This window comes from Mammaliicoccus sp. J-M41 (genome assembly GCF_022385935.1).
Lineage (GTDB): Bacteria > Bacillota > Bacilli > Staphylococcales > Staphylococcaceae > Mammaliicoccus > Mammaliicoccus sciuri_A.
In genome coordinates this window covers 29,412-47,449 of record NZ_JAJNIR010000001.1, presented here as the reverse complement: position 1 = coordinate 47,449, position 18,038 = coordinate 29,412, and the positions used below count along the sequence as shown (strand labels likewise).

At 32.6% G+C, this 18,038-nt stretch carries 18 protein-coding genes; all 18 read left to right on the top strand.

From position 1 onward, the window contains the following. The 18 genes from dhaM to LQ686_RS00160 all read left to right on the top strand — a co-directional run bounded on the left by dhaM (window position 1) and on the right by LQ686_RS00160 (window position 17,906). Complete coding sequence (gene dhaM, locus LQ686_RS00245) at window positions 1–369, top strand: dihydroxyacetone kinase phosphoryl donor subunit DhaM (RefSeq protein WP_119494738.1); 369 nt, start codon at window positions 1–3, stop codon at window positions 367–369. Window positions 370–448: 79 nt separating this feature from the next. Further along, window positions 449–1,153, top strand: a complete 705-nt coding sequence (locus LQ686_RS00240; protein WP_239733103.1) for a FadR/GntR family transcriptional regulator — start codon at window positions 449–451, stop codon at window positions 1,151–1,153. A gap of 417 nt (window positions 1,154–1,570) precedes the next feature. Beyond that, window positions 1,571–3,106 (top strand): AbgT family transporter, encoded by a 1,536-nt coding sequence (locus LQ686_RS00235; protein WP_103360693.1) that lies wholly within the window; start codon window positions 1,571–1,573, stop codon window positions 3,104–3,106. Window positions 3,107–3,279: 173 nt separating this feature from the next. Next, the gene (manA, locus tag LQ686_RS00230) at window positions 3,280–4,221 is read left to right on the top strand and encodes a mannose-6-phosphate isomerase, class I (protein WP_107565843.1); all 942 of its coding nucleotides are present in this window, start codon (window positions 3,280–3,282) and stop codon (window positions 4,219–4,221) included. 15 nt (window positions 4,222–4,236) lie between these two features. Then, on the top strand, window positions 4,237–4,467 hold the full coding sequence (locus LQ686_RS00225; protein ID WP_048541014.1) for a hypothetical protein: 231 nt from the start codon (window positions 4,237–4,239) through the stop codon (window positions 4,465–4,467). A gap of 348 nt (window positions 4,468–4,815) precedes the next feature. Continuing rightward, window positions 4,816–5,832, top strand: a complete 1,017-nt coding sequence (locus LQ686_RS00220; RefSeq protein WP_025906418.1) for a LysM peptidoglycan-binding domain-containing protein — start codon at window positions 4,816–4,818, stop codon at window positions 5,830–5,832. Window positions 5,833–6,047: 215 nt separating this feature from the next. Next, complete coding sequence (locus LQ686_RS00215; protein WP_103360691.1) at window positions 6,048–7,418, top strand: EVE domain-containing protein; 1,371 nt, start codon at window positions 6,048–6,050, stop codon at window positions 7,416–7,418. Window positions 7,419–7,558: 140 nt separating this feature from the next. Continuing rightward, a complete protein-coding gene (locus LQ686_RS00210) occupies window positions 7,559–8,932 on the top strand; it encodes an alanine/glycine:cation symporter family protein (RefSeq protein ID WP_103360690.1) in 1,374 nt (457 codons plus the stop codon). Window positions 8,933–9,175: 243 nt separating this feature from the next. After that, a complete protein-coding gene (locus LQ686_RS00205; protein ID WP_103360689.1) occupies window positions 9,176–9,535 on the top strand; it encodes a transcriptional regulator, SarA/Rot family in 360 nt (119 codons plus the stop codon). Between the two features lie 128 nt (window positions 9,536–9,663). Beyond that, window positions 9,664–11,088 (top strand): Na+/H+ antiporter NhaC, encoded by a 1,425-nt coding sequence (nhaC, locus tag LQ686_RS00200; protein WP_103360688.1) that lies wholly within the window; start codon window positions 9,664–9,666, stop codon window positions 11,086–11,088. Window positions 11,089–11,206: 118 nt separating this feature from the next. Beyond that, window positions 11,207–11,614, top strand: a complete 408-nt coding sequence (locus LQ686_RS00195) for a thiol-disulfide oxidoreductase DCC family protein (protein ID WP_233695040.1) — start codon at window positions 11,207–11,209, stop codon at window positions 11,612–11,614. 66 nt (window positions 11,615–11,680) lie between these two features. Then, on the top strand, window positions 11,681–12,646 hold the full coding sequence (locus LQ686_RS00190) for a LacI family DNA-binding transcriptional regulator (protein WP_119489579.1): 966 nt from the start codon (window positions 11,681–11,683) through the stop codon (window positions 12,644–12,646). Between the two features lies 1 nt (window position 12,647). Continuing rightward, window positions 12,648–13,529, top strand: a complete 882-nt coding sequence (rbsK, locus tag LQ686_RS00185; protein ID WP_239733102.1) for a ribokinase — start codon at window positions 12,648–12,650, stop codon at window positions 13,527–13,529. Next, the gene (rbsD, locus tag LQ686_RS00180; RefSeq protein WP_119494740.1) at window positions 13,522–13,911 is read left to right on the top strand and encodes a D-ribose pyranase; all 390 of its coding nucleotides are present in this window, start codon (window positions 13,522–13,524) and stop codon (window positions 13,909–13,911) included. Before rbsK ends, rbsD begins: the two co-directional genes overlap by 8 nt. 11 nt (window positions 13,912–13,922) lie before the next feature. After that, window positions 13,923–15,419 (top strand): sugar ABC transporter ATP-binding protein, encoded by a 1,497-nt coding sequence (locus LQ686_RS00175; RefSeq protein WP_119494741.1) that lies wholly within the window; start codon window positions 13,923–13,925, stop codon window positions 15,417–15,419. Beyond that, on the top strand, window positions 15,400–16,338 hold the full coding sequence (locus LQ686_RS00170; protein WP_025906404.1) for an ABC transporter permease: 939 nt from the start codon (window positions 15,400–15,402) through the stop codon (window positions 16,336–16,338). The genes LQ686_RS00175 and LQ686_RS00170 overlap by 20 nt, the downstream gene beginning before the upstream one ends. A 24-nt stretch (window positions 16,339–16,362) precedes the next feature. Continuing rightward, on the top strand, window positions 16,363–17,277 hold the full coding sequence (locus tag LQ686_RS00165) for a D-ribose ABC transporter substrate-binding protein (RefSeq protein ID WP_037588978.1): 915 nt from the start codon (window positions 16,363–16,365) through the stop codon (window positions 17,275–17,277). A 185-nt stretch (window positions 17,278–17,462) separates the two neighbouring features. Further along, window positions 17,463–17,906, top strand: coding sequence for a Dps family protein (locus LQ686_RS00160; protein ID WP_103360683.1), 444 nt, complete (start codon window positions 17,463–17,465; stop codon window positions 17,904–17,906). The last annotated feature ends 132 nt before the right edge of the window (window positions 17,907–18,038 follow it).

Genomic DNA, 18,038 nt, shown 5'->3' with positions numbered 1-18,038 from the left:
ATGGCGACAATAGGTATTATTAGTCATAGTAACGATATCGCACAAGGTGTAAAAGCATTATTGGAGCAAATGTCTCCAAGTGTCACAGTAATCGCAAAAGGCGGGACAAATGAAGGTGGAATCGGTACAAGTATCGATACAGTTAATGAAGTAATTGATGCATTAACTGAAGATGCATTATTATTTTATGATATCGGTTCATCTGAAATGAATTTAGAAATGGCGTTAGACTTATATGACGGCGAATATAAATTGTACAAAGTAGACGGTCCCATTGTAGAAGGTGCATTTTTAGCAAGTGTATCTTTATCAACAGGTGCAACATTAGAAGAAACAATGGAAAGTATTAAAAGAGAATTTCATCAATAATTTAAATTCTTTAAGATGAAATATATTTTAAATGATATAATTGCTCTACTAATGATTTTAACAAGGTGGAGAAAGAAGAATGAAGATATCGAACAAGAAATTATATGAAAAAGTTGCAGATGTCATCATATTAGATATTAATGAAGGTCGTTTGAAAATAGGAGACCGCTTACCATCTATAAAGGCTTTATCTGAAAGTTTTGGGGTAGGACAAGCAACGATAAGAGAAGCATTGAATGCGTTAAGAGCAATGGGCTATGTAGAAATTAAACACGGGCAAGGGACTTTCATCGTTGAAAGAGAAGAAGTTTATTTTAATATCGAAGCAATCAATGGAGACGTTAAAGATATTGAAAATTTACTAGAAGTCCGTAAAATTGTTGAAGTCGGTGTATCAAAACTAGCAGCTGAAAAAAGAACAGATGATGACTTGCATGCTATTGAATCTGCATTAAAAGATATGAAACAAGCCATTCAAGACAATGAATTAGGAGAAGCTTCTGATTTGAAATTTCATTTAGCTGTAGTAGAAGCGGCTAAAAATGATATGCTTAAACAATTATTGTTAAATGTATCTGAAATTATGAGACATACAATGAAAGAAACGAGAAGGATTTATTTATATACGAAAAGTAAATCAATCGAGAAGTTATATAACGAGCATAAAGAAATTTTTGAAGCTATTAAATCTCAAAATGCAGAGCTCGCGCAACATAAGATGGCATTTCATTTAGAAGAAGTAGAAAAAGTTGTACTCAGTAATATTAAAAAAACAGAACAATAATACTTGATGATGATAACTGCTATTGATGTCTAACATAGACATGATAGCAGTTTTTTATTTTATGCAAAATTAAAAGCGATAAGCTTCAGGAGGCTTATCGCTTTAGGGTATGTAACCCCATCCGTTCCATTTCATAATCATATATAAAGACTTCTTACAGTTAATAATAAATTGCATGATGTCTATTCGAAAATGAAGTACATTTATTACAACTTATCATCTGTATACTTAGTATAAGGTCAACGGTGCACTTTATCAATGTTAATTCTTAAAAAAAGATGCCAAATTTACACTTAAATGTGATTTAAAAATATATATAAAGACTTGTTATAAAAACATTTGTAAAATTATCAGAACCTTCAAAAATTAAACACAGTTTGATATACTGTTTTTAATTTACTGATGGGAGGATAATATATGAATCAAACAAAAGAAAAAGTTTCAATCATTAATAGATTTCTAAATTTAATAGAAAGAGCAGGGAATAGATTACCCGATCCGAGTATACTATTTTTCTTCTTATGTGCAGCGTTAATATTTCTGTCTTGGTTTATTTCATTATTTCACATAAAAGTTGAAAGTCCTGCAACTGGGAAGACTGTAGAAGTTACAAATTTAATTTCTAGAGAAGGTTTTGGAAAAATTATTAGTGAATCTATCACGAATTTTTCAGAATTTCCTGCGTTAGGCTTAGTACTAGCAGTTATGTTAGGTATAGGTGTTGCTGAAAAGACGGGTTATTTTGATAAGTTAATGATCCAAGTTGTTCAAAAAGCACCTAGAAAAATTATTGTTCCCATTATTATATTTGTAGGTATTATCGGTAATGCTGCAGGAGATGCAGCACCAGTCGTGTTACCACCATTAACAGCGTTAGTCTTTATAAAGTTAGGTTATCATCCGATTGCTGGACTTGCGATGGCTTATGCCTCAGCACTAGGTGCATTTGCTGCGAACGTTACGTTAGGTATGAGTGATGCGTTAGTATATGCATTTACGAAACCAGCAGCTGAAATTATTGATAAAGACATCAATTTAAATGTTGCGATGAACTGGTATTTTATTGCAGCATCAACAATCATCTTATTACCATCTATTTATTATGTCAGTATGAAAGTCGTTATTCCGCGTTTAGGTACATACAAACCTGATGAAGGTTCTGAGGATCAAAGTGATGATAATAAAATTAGTGCAAAAGAAAGTAAAGCATTGAAGTTTGCGAATATTAGTTTCTTTATTGTTGTAGCGTTATTACTTGCTTTAGCAATTCCTGAAAATGGCTGGTTAAGAAATCCAAAGACAGGTAGTTTAATTGATAAAGCACCGTTAATGGATGGTGTAGGTATCATTATTTTAGTTATCTTTTTCGTGCCTGGTTTTGTATATGGTATTCTTTCAGGGAAAATCTCAAATACAAAAGATTTAGGAAAAATGTTATCAGATTCCATGTCCACAATGGGTAGCTTTATCGTTATTGTATTCTTTGCTGCTCAACTTTTAGCATATTTAGAATGGAGTAATCTAGGTATTGTCATTTCTGTAAAAGGTGCAGAATTATTACAAGGTCAAAATGGGGTCATCTTGATTATTGGATTTATCATTCTAAGTAGTTTAATTAATCTGTTAATCGGAAGTGCTTCAGCTAAATGGGCAATATTGGCACCAATCTTTATACCAATGTTTATGTTATTAGGTTATCATCCAGCATTTACACAAATGGTTTATCGTATCGGTGATTCCATAACAAATCCGATTACACCAATGATGCCATACTTACCATTATTACTTTCATATGCTCAAAAATATGATAAAAATATGAAACTAGGTACATTAATTTCAAGTTTAATGCCATATTCAATTGTGTTAGGTATCGTTTGGCCGTTATTCATGATTATTTGGTTCTTACTGGGCATTCCATTAGGACCAGGTGGAGATATTCATTTGAATAAATAGTATTATACATTTTAATAATTATAAAATTGTTAATAGTTATAAATTCAATCTATCTGTGTTATGAGTATTCCACAATATAGTGTCGTTATGGTACAATCACCATTGGTACATTAAAACGATTATAAAAATAAGCGGTATACAATATATAACAACAATTAGAAAAGGATGATTGAATGTCTCCATTAATTTTAAAGCCTGTATTCAAAGAACGTATATGGGGTGGTAGAAATTTAGAAAATATGGGATATAACCTGCCTGAAGGACGAATCGGTGAATGTTGGGGGATATCTGCACATGTAAATGGGCCAAACGAAATCGCAAACGGACCATATAAAGGGCAAACTTTAGATGAAGTTTGGTTAAATCACCCAGAACTTTTCGGTAATCCTACAGAAGAAAAGTTCCCATTATTAACTAAGATTCTTGATGCAAATGATCAACTATCAGTACAAGTACATCCTGATGATACATATGCACATGAACATGAAAACGGTGAATTTGGTAAGACAGAATGTTGGTATATTATAGATGCTAAAGAAGATGCAGAAATTATATATGGTACATATGCAAATACAAAACAACAATTAGAAGAATTTATACAAAATGAAGATTGGGATCATTTATTTAAACGCGTAAAAGTAGAAAAAGGCGACTTCTTCTATGTACCTAGTGGAACAGTTCACGCAATAGGTAGCGGTATTATGATTCTAGAAACACAACAAAATTCTGATACAACTTATAGAATTTACGATTATGACAGAATTGATAAAGACGGCAAGAAAAGAGAACTTCATTTAGAAAAGAGTATCGACGTTATAACTGTCGGTGCACAAAGCCCAAATGTACCACCTAAAAGGATTGATGATGAAGACCAAAAAGGAACATTATTAATCGAAAGCGACTTCTTTACAGTTGCTAAGTGGGAAATTAGTGGGACATTTAATTTTAGAAAACCTAGAGACTATTGCTTAGTAAGCGTGATAGCTGGAAGCGGAGAAATCATTACAGATGGTAATGTATTTGAAGTTGAAAAAGGCGAACATTTAATCATGACAGCAGATGATTTAGATAATCACATAAATGGTGAATTAGAAGTCATCATTAGTTATGTGTAGATTGGGGTCTATCAAATGAAAAAATTTCTATATTTATCATTAGTATGTGCAGTCATTGCAGGATTAGGATTATTTTTCGGAATGCCTAAGTATCCAACGCCAGTCATTCCATTTATCATTGCGTTAATTGGTTTAATACTTGCAATCTCTACATTAAAAGACAAAGACATATCAGCAGGACTCAAAATAGGCGGCATATTAGTCAACCTTATGCCATGCTTAGCAGGGTTATCGTTGATCGTATAAAGCATAATAAATCAACAGTAGAAATTCTGTAAAAGAATTTCTACTGTTTTTATGTATGATAGGATAATATCGCCCGAACTTGGAGATATCGTGCGCTAAGGCACAAAAACAGGGTGTGTCGCACGAACACTCACACATATTACCTTCCTACCCACCTCCAATTTATCTTGCGCTAGTTATAATATGCGATTTATTATATTTGTTCATTTTCTAATTAATCTTTAAAAGTAATATACTATTATAGGATTAATGAAAATGAAATAAAACTGTAATATAAACGGTAAAGGTTACGGTGTATAATTAATAAGAATTCATAAATAAACTGTAAGAAGATGGAGGTAAGTTATTTTGAAGAAAAAGACAATAGCGGCATTTGTTGGTGCTTCGGTTGCAGTTGCAGTATCTTCTCATCAAGCGGAAGCAGCAACTTATAAAGTTAAAAGTGGAGATTCTTTATGGCTGATTGCTGATAAGCATAATACAACGATTGCGAAAATTAAAAGCTTAAATAATTTAAGTTCAAATCTTATTTTCCCAAATCAAGTATTACAAGTTCCTGGTACTTCAAACTCATCAAGTACATCGAACACGAGCTCAAGATCTACTTCAACTTCATCAACGACATATTACACAGTAAAATCGGGAGATACATTAGGGGTTATTGCTGGTAAATATGGTACGACGTATCAAAAAATTATGTCATTGAATGGGTTAAGCAACACGATTATTTATCCGGGACAAAAATTAAAAGTTAATGGAACAGCAAGTTCTAGTAGTAACACGGGTAGCTCTAGTAACAGTGGAGCGTCTAATGCTTCAGGTAGCACTTCTACTTATACAGTTAAGTCAGGAGATTCACTATCAGCGATTGCAGCTAGATATGGAACGACATACCAAAAAATTATGTCATTAAATGGTTTATCAAACTTTATCATTTATCCGGGACAAAAATTAAAAGTAAGTGGAACAGCATCAAGTTCAGGTTCTACTTCTAATTCAAATAACAACAGTGGATACACATCACCGACATTCAATCATCAAAACTTATACGACTGGGGTCAATGTACTTGGCACGTATTTAACCGTCGTCAAGCTATAGGTAAACCAATTAGTACTTACTGGTGGAATGCAAATAATTGGGCAAGTGCAGCTGCTAAAGATGGTTATGTTGTTAATCACACACCATCAGTTGGATCAATCCTTCAATCATCAGCTGGATACTATGGTCATGTATCATTTGTTGAAAGAATTAATTCAAACGGAAGCATTCAAGTATCAGAAATGAATTTTAGTTCATCACCAGGTGTACTAACTTACAGAACGGTACCAGCTTCTCAAGTTTCAAGTTATAATTTTATACATTAATCATTGAAGAGTCTTGGACATTATGATGTGTCCTCGGCTCTTTTTTTATGATTGTAAACATAGACATGAGTGTGAATGTCTTATACAATGTTAATATTAATGTGTTGTTAAGAAAGTAAATTTTAAGCGTAGTTTTTTATATAAAAATAAAATTAAGATATCAAAGTAAACATCATTATGAAAATCGATCATTATAGATATTAAGGAGTATACATATGTCTGAAGAAAGAAACTACTTTTGGTTAAATTGTGGATATAATAGGTGGCGTCATACGGAACCATTAGAAGGCCAAACTGCAGTGTTTGAATCAGGTGCAAGCTTTAATCCAACGCAAGGTTATCATGCATTTAAGACAGCCAAACCAGGAGATAAAGTCATTTATTATCAAGTACAAAATCAAGTCGGCTTACTTGGATTCGGCGAAATCTTACAAGTTCAAACGGGTGGTAATCAAAAAGTAAGCATCCAATTTAAGTTTGAGCAATCTTTAACAATGTTATCAATTGAATATTTAAAGAGAAGTGAACAATTAGAATCTAGAATTAAACAAATGACAGAACAATTGTTTAATCGCATTACGAAAGAAGAATTCGATTTAATTATAGGGTTAGGACAAGGCGCTATAAAAATTCCTAGGTATTTCTTACTTACAGAAGAAATTCAATTTGAACCAGATCAAACGTATACAATATTTACACATACTGTAAATGGTATTAAGCGAAATGGTTATACGTACTATACTCAGTTAGAAATAGGAGATCAGATTATATTTTTAAGTAGAAATGCTAATCAGTCGATTATCGGAACTGGGGAAGTGTCAGATAGTATACATAAGTTGCCACCTCAACCTGGTAGAACAGATTCTACATGTATTGAAGTTAAATATCATGAAGATATTAATCCTGTGAATATTGGCGAATTAAATAGACATCAAACGTTAAAGAAATTATATTTCTTACAAGACAGTTCGAAACAGTCTATTGCTAATTTAACAAAAGCACAATATGATGCGATGTTAGATATGAGTAATGGTACTTACAAAGAAAGTTCTAGTAATCAATATGAGATGTCTGTTCAACGTGAGCAGGAAAATGAACCTAAAAAAGATAAACCTATTATTTTAATGCTTTGTGACAATAAAGAAGACGGTTTGAAAAAAGCGAAACATTATGTTGAACGTGAACTTGCGAAAGGTATATATACAGTAGGTCATCCTGATTTCTCAGAAGAAATGTTATACGGTCGATATTTACCAAATGAAAGTGGCGCTTTATATTATAGAGAAGGTTTCATTACAGGACATATTACGAACTCAGAAAGAGAATGGCTAGTGATTGACCAGTTTGAAAGAATAGATCCAGAAATCTTTCAATTATTCTTAAATGTGCTTGATGGTCATGAAATGACATTACCAAGGTATAATCATGAAGGTAAGATGGTGAAGTGGAGTTTAGAAAAGGACTCTTTCTATCGTCATAATCCTAAATGGCGTATGATTGGTTTATGTTACGGTTCGATTGAAGACATTAAAGAACAATATTCACATCAATTCTTAAAACATTGTAGAGTATTACATGTAGGATAAAATAGACGGAATAAAATCTTAACACTTAAGATTTTATTCCGTTTTTATTTTTTTAAAGGTTTATAAATTGCAGAATATTCTGTAATATAGAATTATGCTTGGTTTATATTTCACAAATAAAATTACAAAGGGGTCATTTTATGGAGAAAATCGTAGCATTCTCAGATTGGTTATGGGGATATCCAATCGTCACACTTTTATTAGTATCAAGTTTATTTTTAACATTGTATTTAGGTTTAATACAATTTAGGCATTTTGGTTATATGATGAAACAAACTTTTGGAAGTATTAATAAAGAGCCTAAAGGTGAAGGTACAATTACGCCGAGGCAAGCGTTAACGTCAGCTTTATCATCAACAGTAGGTGCAGCAAACATTGTCGGTGTACCTACAGCCATTATGATGGGTGGACCTGGTGCAGTATTTTGGATGTTAGTAATCGCATTTCTAGGAATGGCATTAAAATATTCCGAAAACGTACTAGGTATATATTATCGTGAGAAAAACGATAAAGGAGAATTTGTTGGTGGACCTACATATTATATGAAAAAAGGTTTCAAAAATAAGAAAGTCGGATTAGTATTTTCATTTGTATTTGCATTTGCTTTAATGCTTGAACTTATTCCAAGTATTATGGTACAAGGGAATTCAGCTGCAAGTACTGTTCAAGATACATTCGATATTCATATGGGTATAACAGGAATCGTGCTAGCTGTTATTGCTGCTTTAGTTGTATTTGGTGGTATTCAACGTATCGCAACATTTACCGAAATGATCGTACCGGTTATGGTAGGTTTATATTGTATTATGGGATTCTTGATTATCATACTGAATATTCAACATGTACCTAGCGTAATTGCGTTAGTTATTGAGAAAGCATTTAATCCAGATGCAGCATTAGGAGGTAGTTTCGGTGCTGCACTTGCCACAACAGTACGTTGGGGATTTGCACGCGGGATTTATTCTAACGAAGCAGGTCTTGGTACATCGCCAATTGCGCATGCTGCTGCAAAGACAGACCATCCTGTAAGACAAGCATTCTGGAGTGTTAGTGAAATCGTTGTTGATACATTAATTATCTGTAGTACGACAGCATTTGTTGTTTTAGTATCTGATGTTTGGAAAGATAATGATGCTAAAGAACAATCGGCTGCACTTACAGCTCGCGCCTTTAATAATGCATTTGGAACATTTGGAAGTTGGATTGTATCTATTTCAATGGTCTTCTTCGTATTCTCAACAATCATCGTAGTTATATACTATGGATCAAGAATGGCAGAATACTTATTTGGCTTAACAGCAGGCTTTATTATGAAGATTGTTTATGTACTCTCAATCGCGCTTGGTGCATTCGGTGCTGGTACACAACTTTGGAATTTATTAGACATCGCACTTGCATGTATATTGATTCCGAATATTATCGCAGTAGTGATGTTAGCACCTAAAGTTAAAAGTTTAACAACAGAATTCTTTACAGGAAAAGAATTCTATTTAAAAGATAAAGCTAAAAAGTAAATATCTACAATTAATTGAATACAAGAAAAAGATTATAACGATTACAGTTATAATCTTTTTTTATTTGTAAAATAATAGTACTTCTATACACTTTGTGAGTTAGTCATTTCAGTTTGATAATTTACCTCTAGAAAAATACATAAATTGGCAAATATATATTTAAATTCCATATTGATGTTATTTAATTTTGTGTTAAAATTATTTTAAGAAAATCTAATTAGCGGAAAAACAGGAGGTCATATTATGAAGACTCAATCTTATTCAGAAGCAATTTCAACATGTTCAGCGTTTTTCGATCAGCAAAATAAAATTGATAATATCTTTTTAGTTATTGAACAAAAGTATGGTCTAAAGAAGCATGAATTTTTCTTTTTAATGAAATTAAATGAAGTGGAAGAAGTGCATCTAAAAGATGCTATGAAAAAAGGCTATATCAAACAAAATAAATCAGCGAGAGCGATTAAACGTTTATTTGAAAAAAGGTACATTTTAAAAAATCGCTTAAAATCAGACGAACGAGCAGTTATTTTACGTTTTAACAATGAATATAAAGAAGAATTCAATGAAATTATGCAAGAAGTTATATATATGCTTAATGAATAATTATATGAGTTATAAGTATGAGTCTGGTACATAAATATTTGTCCAGGCTTTGTCATTATGGGATTGTAATATGTAGTATAAACCAGTAAAATTATAAATGTAAGCGCTTTATTTTAGGGGGGTTATCTATGGAGAATAATAGTACATCTAAGAAAGAGATTAGTTTCTTTTGGGCCGTTGTGCCATTTTTATTTATGATTATCAGTATGTTATTTACAGTAGTCGTTTTAGAGCAAGCTCCGCACATACCGTTAATGATAGGAACAGCAATTGCAGCAATTGTAGCTTACTATCATGGGTATAGCTGGCAAGACATCGAAGAAATGATGTATAAAGGTATTAGACTAGCCTTACCAGCAATCGTCATTATCATTTTAGTTGGACTGATCATTGGTGCTTGGATAGGTGGAGGCGTAGTAGCCACAATGATTTACTATGGCTTGAAATTAATAACGCCATCATTATTTTTAGTAACCATCGCAGTTATTTGTGCAATCGTATCATTAGCTATTGGTAGTAGTTGGTCAACAATGGCTACAGTTGGTGTAGCTGGTATGGGAATTGGATTAAGTATGGATATACCAGCAGGCATGATAGCAGGTGCTATTATATCTGGATCATACTTTGGTGATAAGATGAGCCCATTATCAGATACGACAAACTTAGCAGCAGGTCTAACAGGTACAGATTTATTTGATCATATTAAACACATGTTCTATACAACAGTACCTGCCGTTATCATTTCATTAATTGTATTTTTTATTTTAGGACAACAATTTTCAGCTGGTAATATGGACCAAGCAAAAATTGATGCCATCAATAATGAAATGCTAGACAAATTTACAATTTCGCCGTGGCTGTTGCTCGTACCTGTAATAGTTATTATATTAGTTGCATTTAAAGTGCCAGCAATACCAGCATTAGTTGTCGGTATTGTTTTAGGATTCTTATCACAAATATTTATTCAAGGTGGAAGTCTTCATGACAGTGTGAAGACATTACAAACTGGATTTGTATTAGAGTCTAAAAATGATTTAGTCAAAGAATTGTTCAACAGAGGTGGATTAGAATCCATGTTCTATACAATTTCAATGACTATCGTTGCGATGACATTTGGAGGCATTCTAGAATATTCAGGCATGCTAAAATCAATCATTTCAAAAATCTTAAAAATTGCAAAAGGTACTGGTGGTTTAATAGCATCTGTTATTATTTCATGTATAGGTACAAACGCTTCATGTTCAGAACAATACATATCGATTGTAATACCTTCAAGAATGTACATTAATACATTTTTAGAAAGAAGATTACATCCGAAAAACTTATCACGTGCACTTGAAGACGGTGGTACTGTAACATCCGTATTCTTCTTGTGGAATACATGTGGGGTATTTATCGCTCAAACATTGAATGTGAACGTATTAGATTATAGTATTTATGCAATCTTCAACTATACAGTACCAATCATATCCGTCATCTTTGGATATGTAGGATTTAAAATTATCAAAATTAATGAAGAAGAATATAAAGAATTTAAAAAACAAGCTGCTTAATTATAGAATTGAAGAAGTGCTAGGATAGAAGAGTCCTAGCACTTTTTGTTAGGGACATTATTCGTAATTGTGTCTCTAAAACTTTTAATTATCATACTGTCGTGTTACGTTTAAGAAAATGATAATTGGAGTGATTGTTATCGCTATTGTTTATTATGATGGGGATTGTGGATATTGTAATCGTGCTGTGATGTGGTTAATTCATCATAAGATTTCGACTCGTTTTCAATTTGCTCAACTAGAATCTTCATATGGTGATCATTTATTTGAAGCGCGACCTGATTTGCAAAATATAGATAGCATTATTGTTTTAGATGGCGACAAAGTATGGATTAAATCAAAGGCGATAATTCATTTATTAGGTCAAATAAAAGGCTATCAATTTTTAGGATTGGCTTTGAAATGGATACCGAAATTCGTACGAGATTTTGGCTATGATGCATTTGCCAAAATCAGACATAAAGTGATTTTGAAAAATGCTTGTCGATTACCGACACCTGAAGAAAGAAAATATTTTTTAAATTAATATTGCATAAATAAAGATTGCGTGATATCCTTTTGTGTAAACGGTTACATAAAAGGAAGTTGAAGTATGGCAACAATTAAACAAGTTGCGCAACATGCAGGAGTATCTGTTGCTACTGTATCTAGAGCGCTTAATAAAAGTGGTTATGTTAAGAAGGAAACACAAGATAAAATTGATAAAGCAATTCAAGAATTAAATTATCGACCTAATGAAACAGCAAGAACTTTATATAAACGACAATCTAGAATGATAGGACTATTATTACCAGATATGAGTAACCCTTTTTTTACAGTAGTTGCTAGAGGTGTTGAAGATGAAGCGATGGCGATGGGCTATCATATCATTATTGGAAATGGTGATGGCAATGATGAGAAAGAGCTTGCTTATTTAAATACATTTAACGTACATAATTGTAGTGGTATTATTGCTTCACAATTATCGAGTAAGGAAACTTTTGATTCATTTAAATCTTATAATATGCCTTTTGTTCTATTAGACCGTGTGTACGAAGATCATGAATTTGTTGAAACAAATCATTACAAAGGTGGACAACTTCAAGCTCAGGCAGTGATTAACGGTAAAGCGCAATCTGTTCTTATTTTGGAACAAGATTTAAATTACAAATCATTTAGAGAGCGATTCAATGGTGCGAAGTTAATGTTAGATGAAGCGGGTATCAACTATGTTTCAGCTAATGAATTATCTTTATCAGAAGATGATTTGCTTAACTTAATTAAAGAACACGACATTGATAGCATTATTTGTAGTAATGATGTTGGCGCATTTAACGTCATGAGTATTCTTTATAATTATCAATACACAGTACCAGACGATATACAAGTGGTTGGTTATGATGATATACCGTTATCACGTACATATTCACCAAGTTTAACAACGATTCATCAACCTGCTTATTTAATTGGTCAAAAAGCATGTCAACAATTGATTAAACAGTTGGAAGGTAAACAAAGAGAACATCATCAAATATTAGATGTAACTTTAGTGGAAAGACAATCAACAAGGAGAGATTAATATGAAGAAAATTACAGTTATCGGAAGTATGTCTATAGATTTAGTTGTATCAGCGTCTAAAAGACCAGGTAAAGGAGAAACAATTCTTGGGGACGATTTCTTTACAACACCTGGTGGGAAAGGTGCAAACCAAGCAGTCGCAGCTGCAAGATTAGGCGATAACGTACATATGATTGGTAGAGTTGGCGATGATGATTTTGGTAAAGAAATATATGAAAATCTTCAAAATAATCACGTTATTGTGGATTGTGTGGAACCCGTTACACAAATGCCATCTGGAACAGCACATATAACATTATCTGAACAAGATAATAGTATTATTGTCGTACCTTCAGCTAACAATGAAGTGACGCCAGACTATGTTAAAAAACATTTAGAAGCATTGTCAGAAGGCGATATCGTTTTATTACAACAAGAAATTCCAAGTGAAACAGTTGAATTTGCTGTTGAATATTGTTCAGAACACGGTTTGATTTCAATTCTGAATCCTGCACCATATAGAGAAGTAAGCAACACTGTTATTGAAAAAGTTGATTACTTAACACCTAACGAAACAGAAAGTGATGAGATGTTTAAAGGTGAATTAGATGAAGCGTTAGCAGCATATCCAATGAAATTGATTGTAACTTTAGGTGATAAAGGTGCAGCTTATCATAATGGTAAAGAAAAAGTTCAAGTACCAGGTTATAAACGTGAAGTGAAAGATACGACAGGTGCTGGCGATACATTTAATGGTGCATTTGCAGTAGCGCTTCAAAAAGAATACAGCTTAGATCAAGCATTAGCATTTGCTAATATAGCAGCAAGTCATTCAGTAACTGGATTAGGTGCACAAGGCGGAATGCCAACATTACAAGATATTGAAGGAGAATGGCATGTATAAGACAGGGATATTAAACAGTGAAATTTCTAAAGTATTAAGTGATCTTGGTCATACAGATCGTATTGTGATAGCAGATTGTGGATTACCAGTACCAAAAGGCGTGCGAAAAATTGATTTAGCACTGACTTTTGGTGTACCAAGTTTTGAAAGCGTTTACGATATTTTGTTAGAACATATGTCTGTACAGAAAATGATTTTTGCAGAAGAAATGAAGACGGATAATTCAGCACTTTATGAAAAGATTCAAGAAACAGGTGTTGAAAGAGAATTTGTATCACACGAAGAATTAAAAAAATTAACACAAGATACTGTCGCAATTATAAGAACAGGGGAAGCAACACCATATGCAAACGTCATATTAGAAAGTGATGTTTTATTTTAAGGAGGGATTTCATGCTAGAAATGTCTGGTGTACATAAAGCGTTTAGCCAAAATAAAGTGTTAACTGGCGTAGATTTTAAATTAAAAGAAGCTTCAGTTCATGCGCTTATGGGAGAAAATGGTGCAGGGAAATCAACTTTAATGAAGATTCTTGTTGGTATTCATGAAAAGGATGCAGGTCAAATTAATTATCACAATCAAGAAGTTGTCTTTAAAGATGCTCAAATGTCAGAAGAAGCAGGTATTACGTTTATACATCAAGAGCTTAATATTTGGCCAGAGTTAACAGTGCTTGAAAATTTGTTTATAGGGAAAGAAATGCGCAATAAATTTGGCATATTAAATGAGAAGAAAATGAAGCAAGAAGCATTAAAAGTCTTTGAAAAATTAAACTTTAGTATTTCATTGAAGAAAGTTGCAGGAAAATGTTCAATCGGTGAACAACAAATGATAGAAATTGCTAAAGCTTTAATGACCAATGCAAAAATTATCATCATGGATGAACCAACTGCAGCACTTACAGATAAAGAAATCACACAGTTATTTAAACTTATTAAAAATCTTCAAAATCAAGGCGTTTCATTCGTTTATATTTCACATAGAATGGCTGAGATATTTGAGGTTTCTGATGAAATTACCGTTATGAGAGATGGTAAAACTGTATTATACAAACCTACAAGCGAAACCAATTATGATGAAATTGTTAAATCAATGGTAGGTAGAGACTTAACAGAGCAATTCCCAGAAAGAACCGTTGAACCAGGTGAAACATTGATGCATGTTAAATCACTTAATAATGATGAACAAGGCATCAAAGATATTTCATTCTCATTAAGAAAAGGTGAGATATTAGGATTTAGTGGTTTAATGGGTGCAGGTAGAACTGAGATTATGAGAAGTCTGTTCGGAATTGATAAAGGTCATAAAGATATAGACATTAAAGGTGAATCCGTATTGATTAAGTCACCGGAAGATGCAATGAAACATGGTTTAGGCTTAATTACTGAAAATAGAAAAGATGAAGGACTCATTCTCGATTTCTCAATCGAACATAATATGGTTCTACCATCTCTTGAAAGCTTTTCGAATAAAGGGTTTATTAAAGAGCAAGCGACGCATGTGTTTGCAGATCAAATGAGCAAAAGGCTCAATATTAAGACACCACGAAAAGCACTAGTATCCTCACTTTCAGGTGGTAACCAACAAAAAGTAGTATTGGCAAAATGGATTGGTACAGGTGCTCAAATCTTGATCTTAGATGAACCGACAAGAGGGATAGACGTTGGTGCTAAGCGAGAAATTTATCAATTGATGAATGAGCTAACTGAACGTGGTGTATCGATTATTATGATTTCTTCAGAGTTACCTGAAGTTATCGGCATGAGTGATCGCGTTATTGTTGTTCAAGAAGGCAATATTAAAGGTGAAGTTGAAGGCGAAAATATAACAGAAGAAAATATTATGACATTAGCTACAGGAGGGGAATTACATGCAACAACTAACAGCTAAGACTTCATTAGTCGAAAAAATTATTCCATTTATAGGACTTATATTATTAATCGTTGTGATTAGTATTATGAACTCAGCATTTCTAGATTTATCGAATTTATTAAACTTATTAAGACAAGTTTCAATTAACGGGTTAATTGCTTTTGGTATGACATTTGTTATTTTAACTGGCGGCATAGACTTATCAGTCGGTTCGATACTCGCATTATCAAGTGCATTTACTGCAATCTTAATTACAAGTGGTTTAGATCCAATTGTTGCATTGATTGTCGGAGTACTTGGTGGCTTCTTATTAGGTGTATTTAACGGTGTATTAGTAACATTCGGGAGTATGGCACCATTCATCGCAACACTTGCAACGATGACAATATTTAGAGGTTTAACACTCGTTGTAACAGATGGTAACCCTATTACTAATTTAGGTGATAGTTATATGTTCCAACTATTTGGTAAAGGTTATTTCTTCGGTATTCCAGTACCAGCAGTCACAATGATTATTGTATTTATTATATTGGCGATTATTTTGCAAAAAACAACATTTGGTAGACATACATATGCTATCGGTGGTAATGAAGTCGCTTCAAAAATTTCTGGTATTAAAGTAAACAGAGTAAAGATTTTAATTTATGGTATTTCTGGTTTAATGTCTGCATTAGCAGGTGCAATTTTAACATCACGTTTAAACTCAGCTCAACCTACAGCCGGTACATCATATGAGTTAGATGCTATCGCTGCAGTTGTATTAGGCGGAACTTCTTTAACAGGCGGTAAAGGTAGAATTGTTGGAACGTTTATTGGTGTACTTATTATTGGTGTACTTAATAATGGTCTGAATTTATTAGGAGTATCATCATTCTACCAACAAGTCGTAAAAGGTATTGTTATTTTAATTGCTGTATTAATAGATAGAAAAAAATAATCAATTAGATTGAGGGGAAAACAAATGAAGAAATTATTAATACTTTTAATGACAACTGTGTTATTTTTAGCGGCATGTTCACTTGAATCGCCATTGAAAAAAGATAATGAAGGTAAAACAAATAAGAAAAAATCTGATATAACGATTGGTGTCAGTGTTTCAACATTAAATAACCCATTCTTCGTTTCAATTAAAGAAGGTATTGAAAAAGAAGCTGAAAAACAAGGTATGAAAGTAAAGGTAGTTGATGCAAGAGATGATTCAGCTAAACAAACAAATGATATAGAAGATTTAGTTCAACAACAAGTTGATTATTTAGTTGTCAATCCTACTGATTCTAGTGCAATTTCTAGTGCCGTTCAGTCAGCAAATAATGAAGGTATACCTGTTATTACATTAGATAGATCAGTTGATAAAGGTGATGTTGCAACATTTATCGCTTCAGATAACGTTGAAGGCGGTAAAATGGGCGGACAATTTATTTTAGATAAATTAAGTAAAAATGCTAAAGTTGCTGAATTAGAAGGTGTTCCAGGTGCAAGTGCAACAAGAGAAAGAGGAGAAGGCTTCCATAAAGTTGCCGACAAATCACTTGATGTCATTGCTAAACAAAGTGCTAAGTTTGATCGAGCAGAAGGATTAAACGTGACACAAAATATCTTACAAGCACATCCAGAAGTAGAAGCGATATTCTCACACAATGATGAAATGGCACTCGGTGCTATCGAAGCAATTGGTGATAAAGATGTAATCGTAGTTGGATTTGATGGTAATGAAGATGCAATGAAAGCAATTAAAAGTGGCAAACTAGATGCAACTGTCGCGCAACAACCTGATAAGATGGGTAAAGCTTCAGTAGACTCTATCATTAAATTGATGGACGGTAAGAAACTTGAGAAAGAAATTAAGATTCCACTTAAGCTTGAGAAAGCAGAATAAATGTTTATAAAACGATAAAGAAGGTATAAGTCTAATGTAGGCTTTACCTTCTTTTTTATGTAGATTTAAACTCTTATTTATAATTATTATAAATAAGTTGCTAATTATTGTTGACAGATTAGAATGATTATAATATAATAATTAATGTAATCAAGAAAAGATAACTACAGAGGAGTGTAAAATAAATGGCAAATAATAAAGAAGTAATCGAAGCATTAAATAAACAAGTAGCAGAGTGGACAGTATTATATACTAAATTACACAACTATCACTGGTATGTTAAAGGACCAAATTTCTTCTCACTTCATGAAAAATTTGAAGAACTTTACAATGAAGCAAGTGTGTATGTTGACGATTTAGCTGAACGTATTTTAGCAATTGAAGGTAACCCAATCGCTACTTTAAGAGAAGCATTAGAATGGTCAGTTATTGAAGAAGCTGAGAAAAACTTAACTGCAAACCAAATGGTTGAACAATTATCTAAAGACTTCACAACTGTAATTGCTCAATTAGAAGAAGGTATTCAATTAGCAGAAAAAGTTAACGACGATATGACTGGTGACATGTTATTAGCAATGGTAACAAGTCTTGAAAAACACAACTGGATGTTAAAATCATTCTTAAAATAATATTGAATTAAAAATACCTAATCCATGAACATATTGGATTAGGTATTTTTTTAAATCATAAATGTAAACGTATTCACTTGGAATGAAAATTAAAGTAAACAGTGCTATCATGAATATAATTTCATATTGAGG

Coding starts and splice junctions, on each gene's coding strand:
- dhaM (WP_119494738.1), top strand. CDS start 1: ATGGCGACAATAGGTATTATTAGTCATAGTAACGATATCGCACAAGGT.
- LQ686_RS00240 (WP_239733103.1), top strand. CDS start 449: ATGAAGATATCGAACAAGAAATTATATGAAAAAGTTGCAGATGTCATC.
- LQ686_RS00235 (WP_103360693.1), top strand. CDS start 1,571: ATGAATCAAACAAAAGAAAAAGTTTCAATCATTAATAGATTTCTAAAT.
- manA (WP_107565843.1), top strand. CDS start 3,280: ATGTCTCCATTAATTTTAAAGCCTGTATTCAAAGAACGTATATGGGGT.
- LQ686_RS00225 (WP_048541014.1), top strand. CDS start 4,237: ATGAAAAAATTTCTATATTTATCATTAGTATGTGCAGTCATTGCAGGA.
- LQ686_RS00215 (WP_103360691.1), top strand. CDS start 6,048: ATGTCTGAAGAAAGAAACTACTTTTGGTTAAATTGTGGATATAATAGG.
- LQ686_RS00210 (WP_103360690.1), top strand. CDS start 7,559: ATGGAGAAAATCGTAGCATTCTCAGATTGGTTATGGGGATATCCAATC.
- LQ686_RS00205 (WP_103360689.1), top strand. CDS start 9,176: ATGAAGACTCAATCTTATTCAGAAGCAATTTCAACATGTTCAGCGTTT.
- nhaC (WP_103360688.1), top strand. CDS start 9,664: ATGGAGAATAATAGTACATCTAAGAAAGAGATTAGTTTCTTTTGGGCC.
- LQ686_RS00195 (WP_233695040.1), top strand. CDS start 11,207: ATGATAATTGGAGTGATTGTTATCGCTATTGTTTATTATGATGGGGAT.
- LQ686_RS00190 (WP_119489579.1), top strand. CDS start 11,681: ATGGCAACAATTAAACAAGTTGCGCAACATGCAGGAGTATCTGTTGCT.
- rbsK (WP_239733102.1), top strand. CDS start 12,648: ATGAAGAAAATTACAGTTATCGGAAGTATGTCTATAGATTTAGTTGTA.
- rbsD (WP_119494740.1), top strand. CDS start 13,522: ATGTATAAGACAGGGATATTAAACAGTGAAATTTCTAAAGTATTAAGT.
- LQ686_RS00175 (WP_119494741.1), top strand. CDS start 13,923: ATGCTAGAAATGTCTGGTGTACATAAAGCGTTTAGCCAAAATAAAGTG.
- LQ686_RS00170 (WP_025906404.1), top strand. CDS start 15,400: ATGCAACAACTAACAGCTAAGACTTCATTAGTCGAAAAAATTATTCCA.
- LQ686_RS00165 (WP_037588978.1), top strand. CDS start 16,363: ATGAAGAAATTATTAATACTTTTAATGACAACTGTGTTATTTTTAGCG.
- LQ686_RS00160 (WP_103360683.1), top strand. CDS start 17,463: ATGGCAAATAATAAAGAAGTAATCGAAGCATTAAATAAACAAGTAGCA.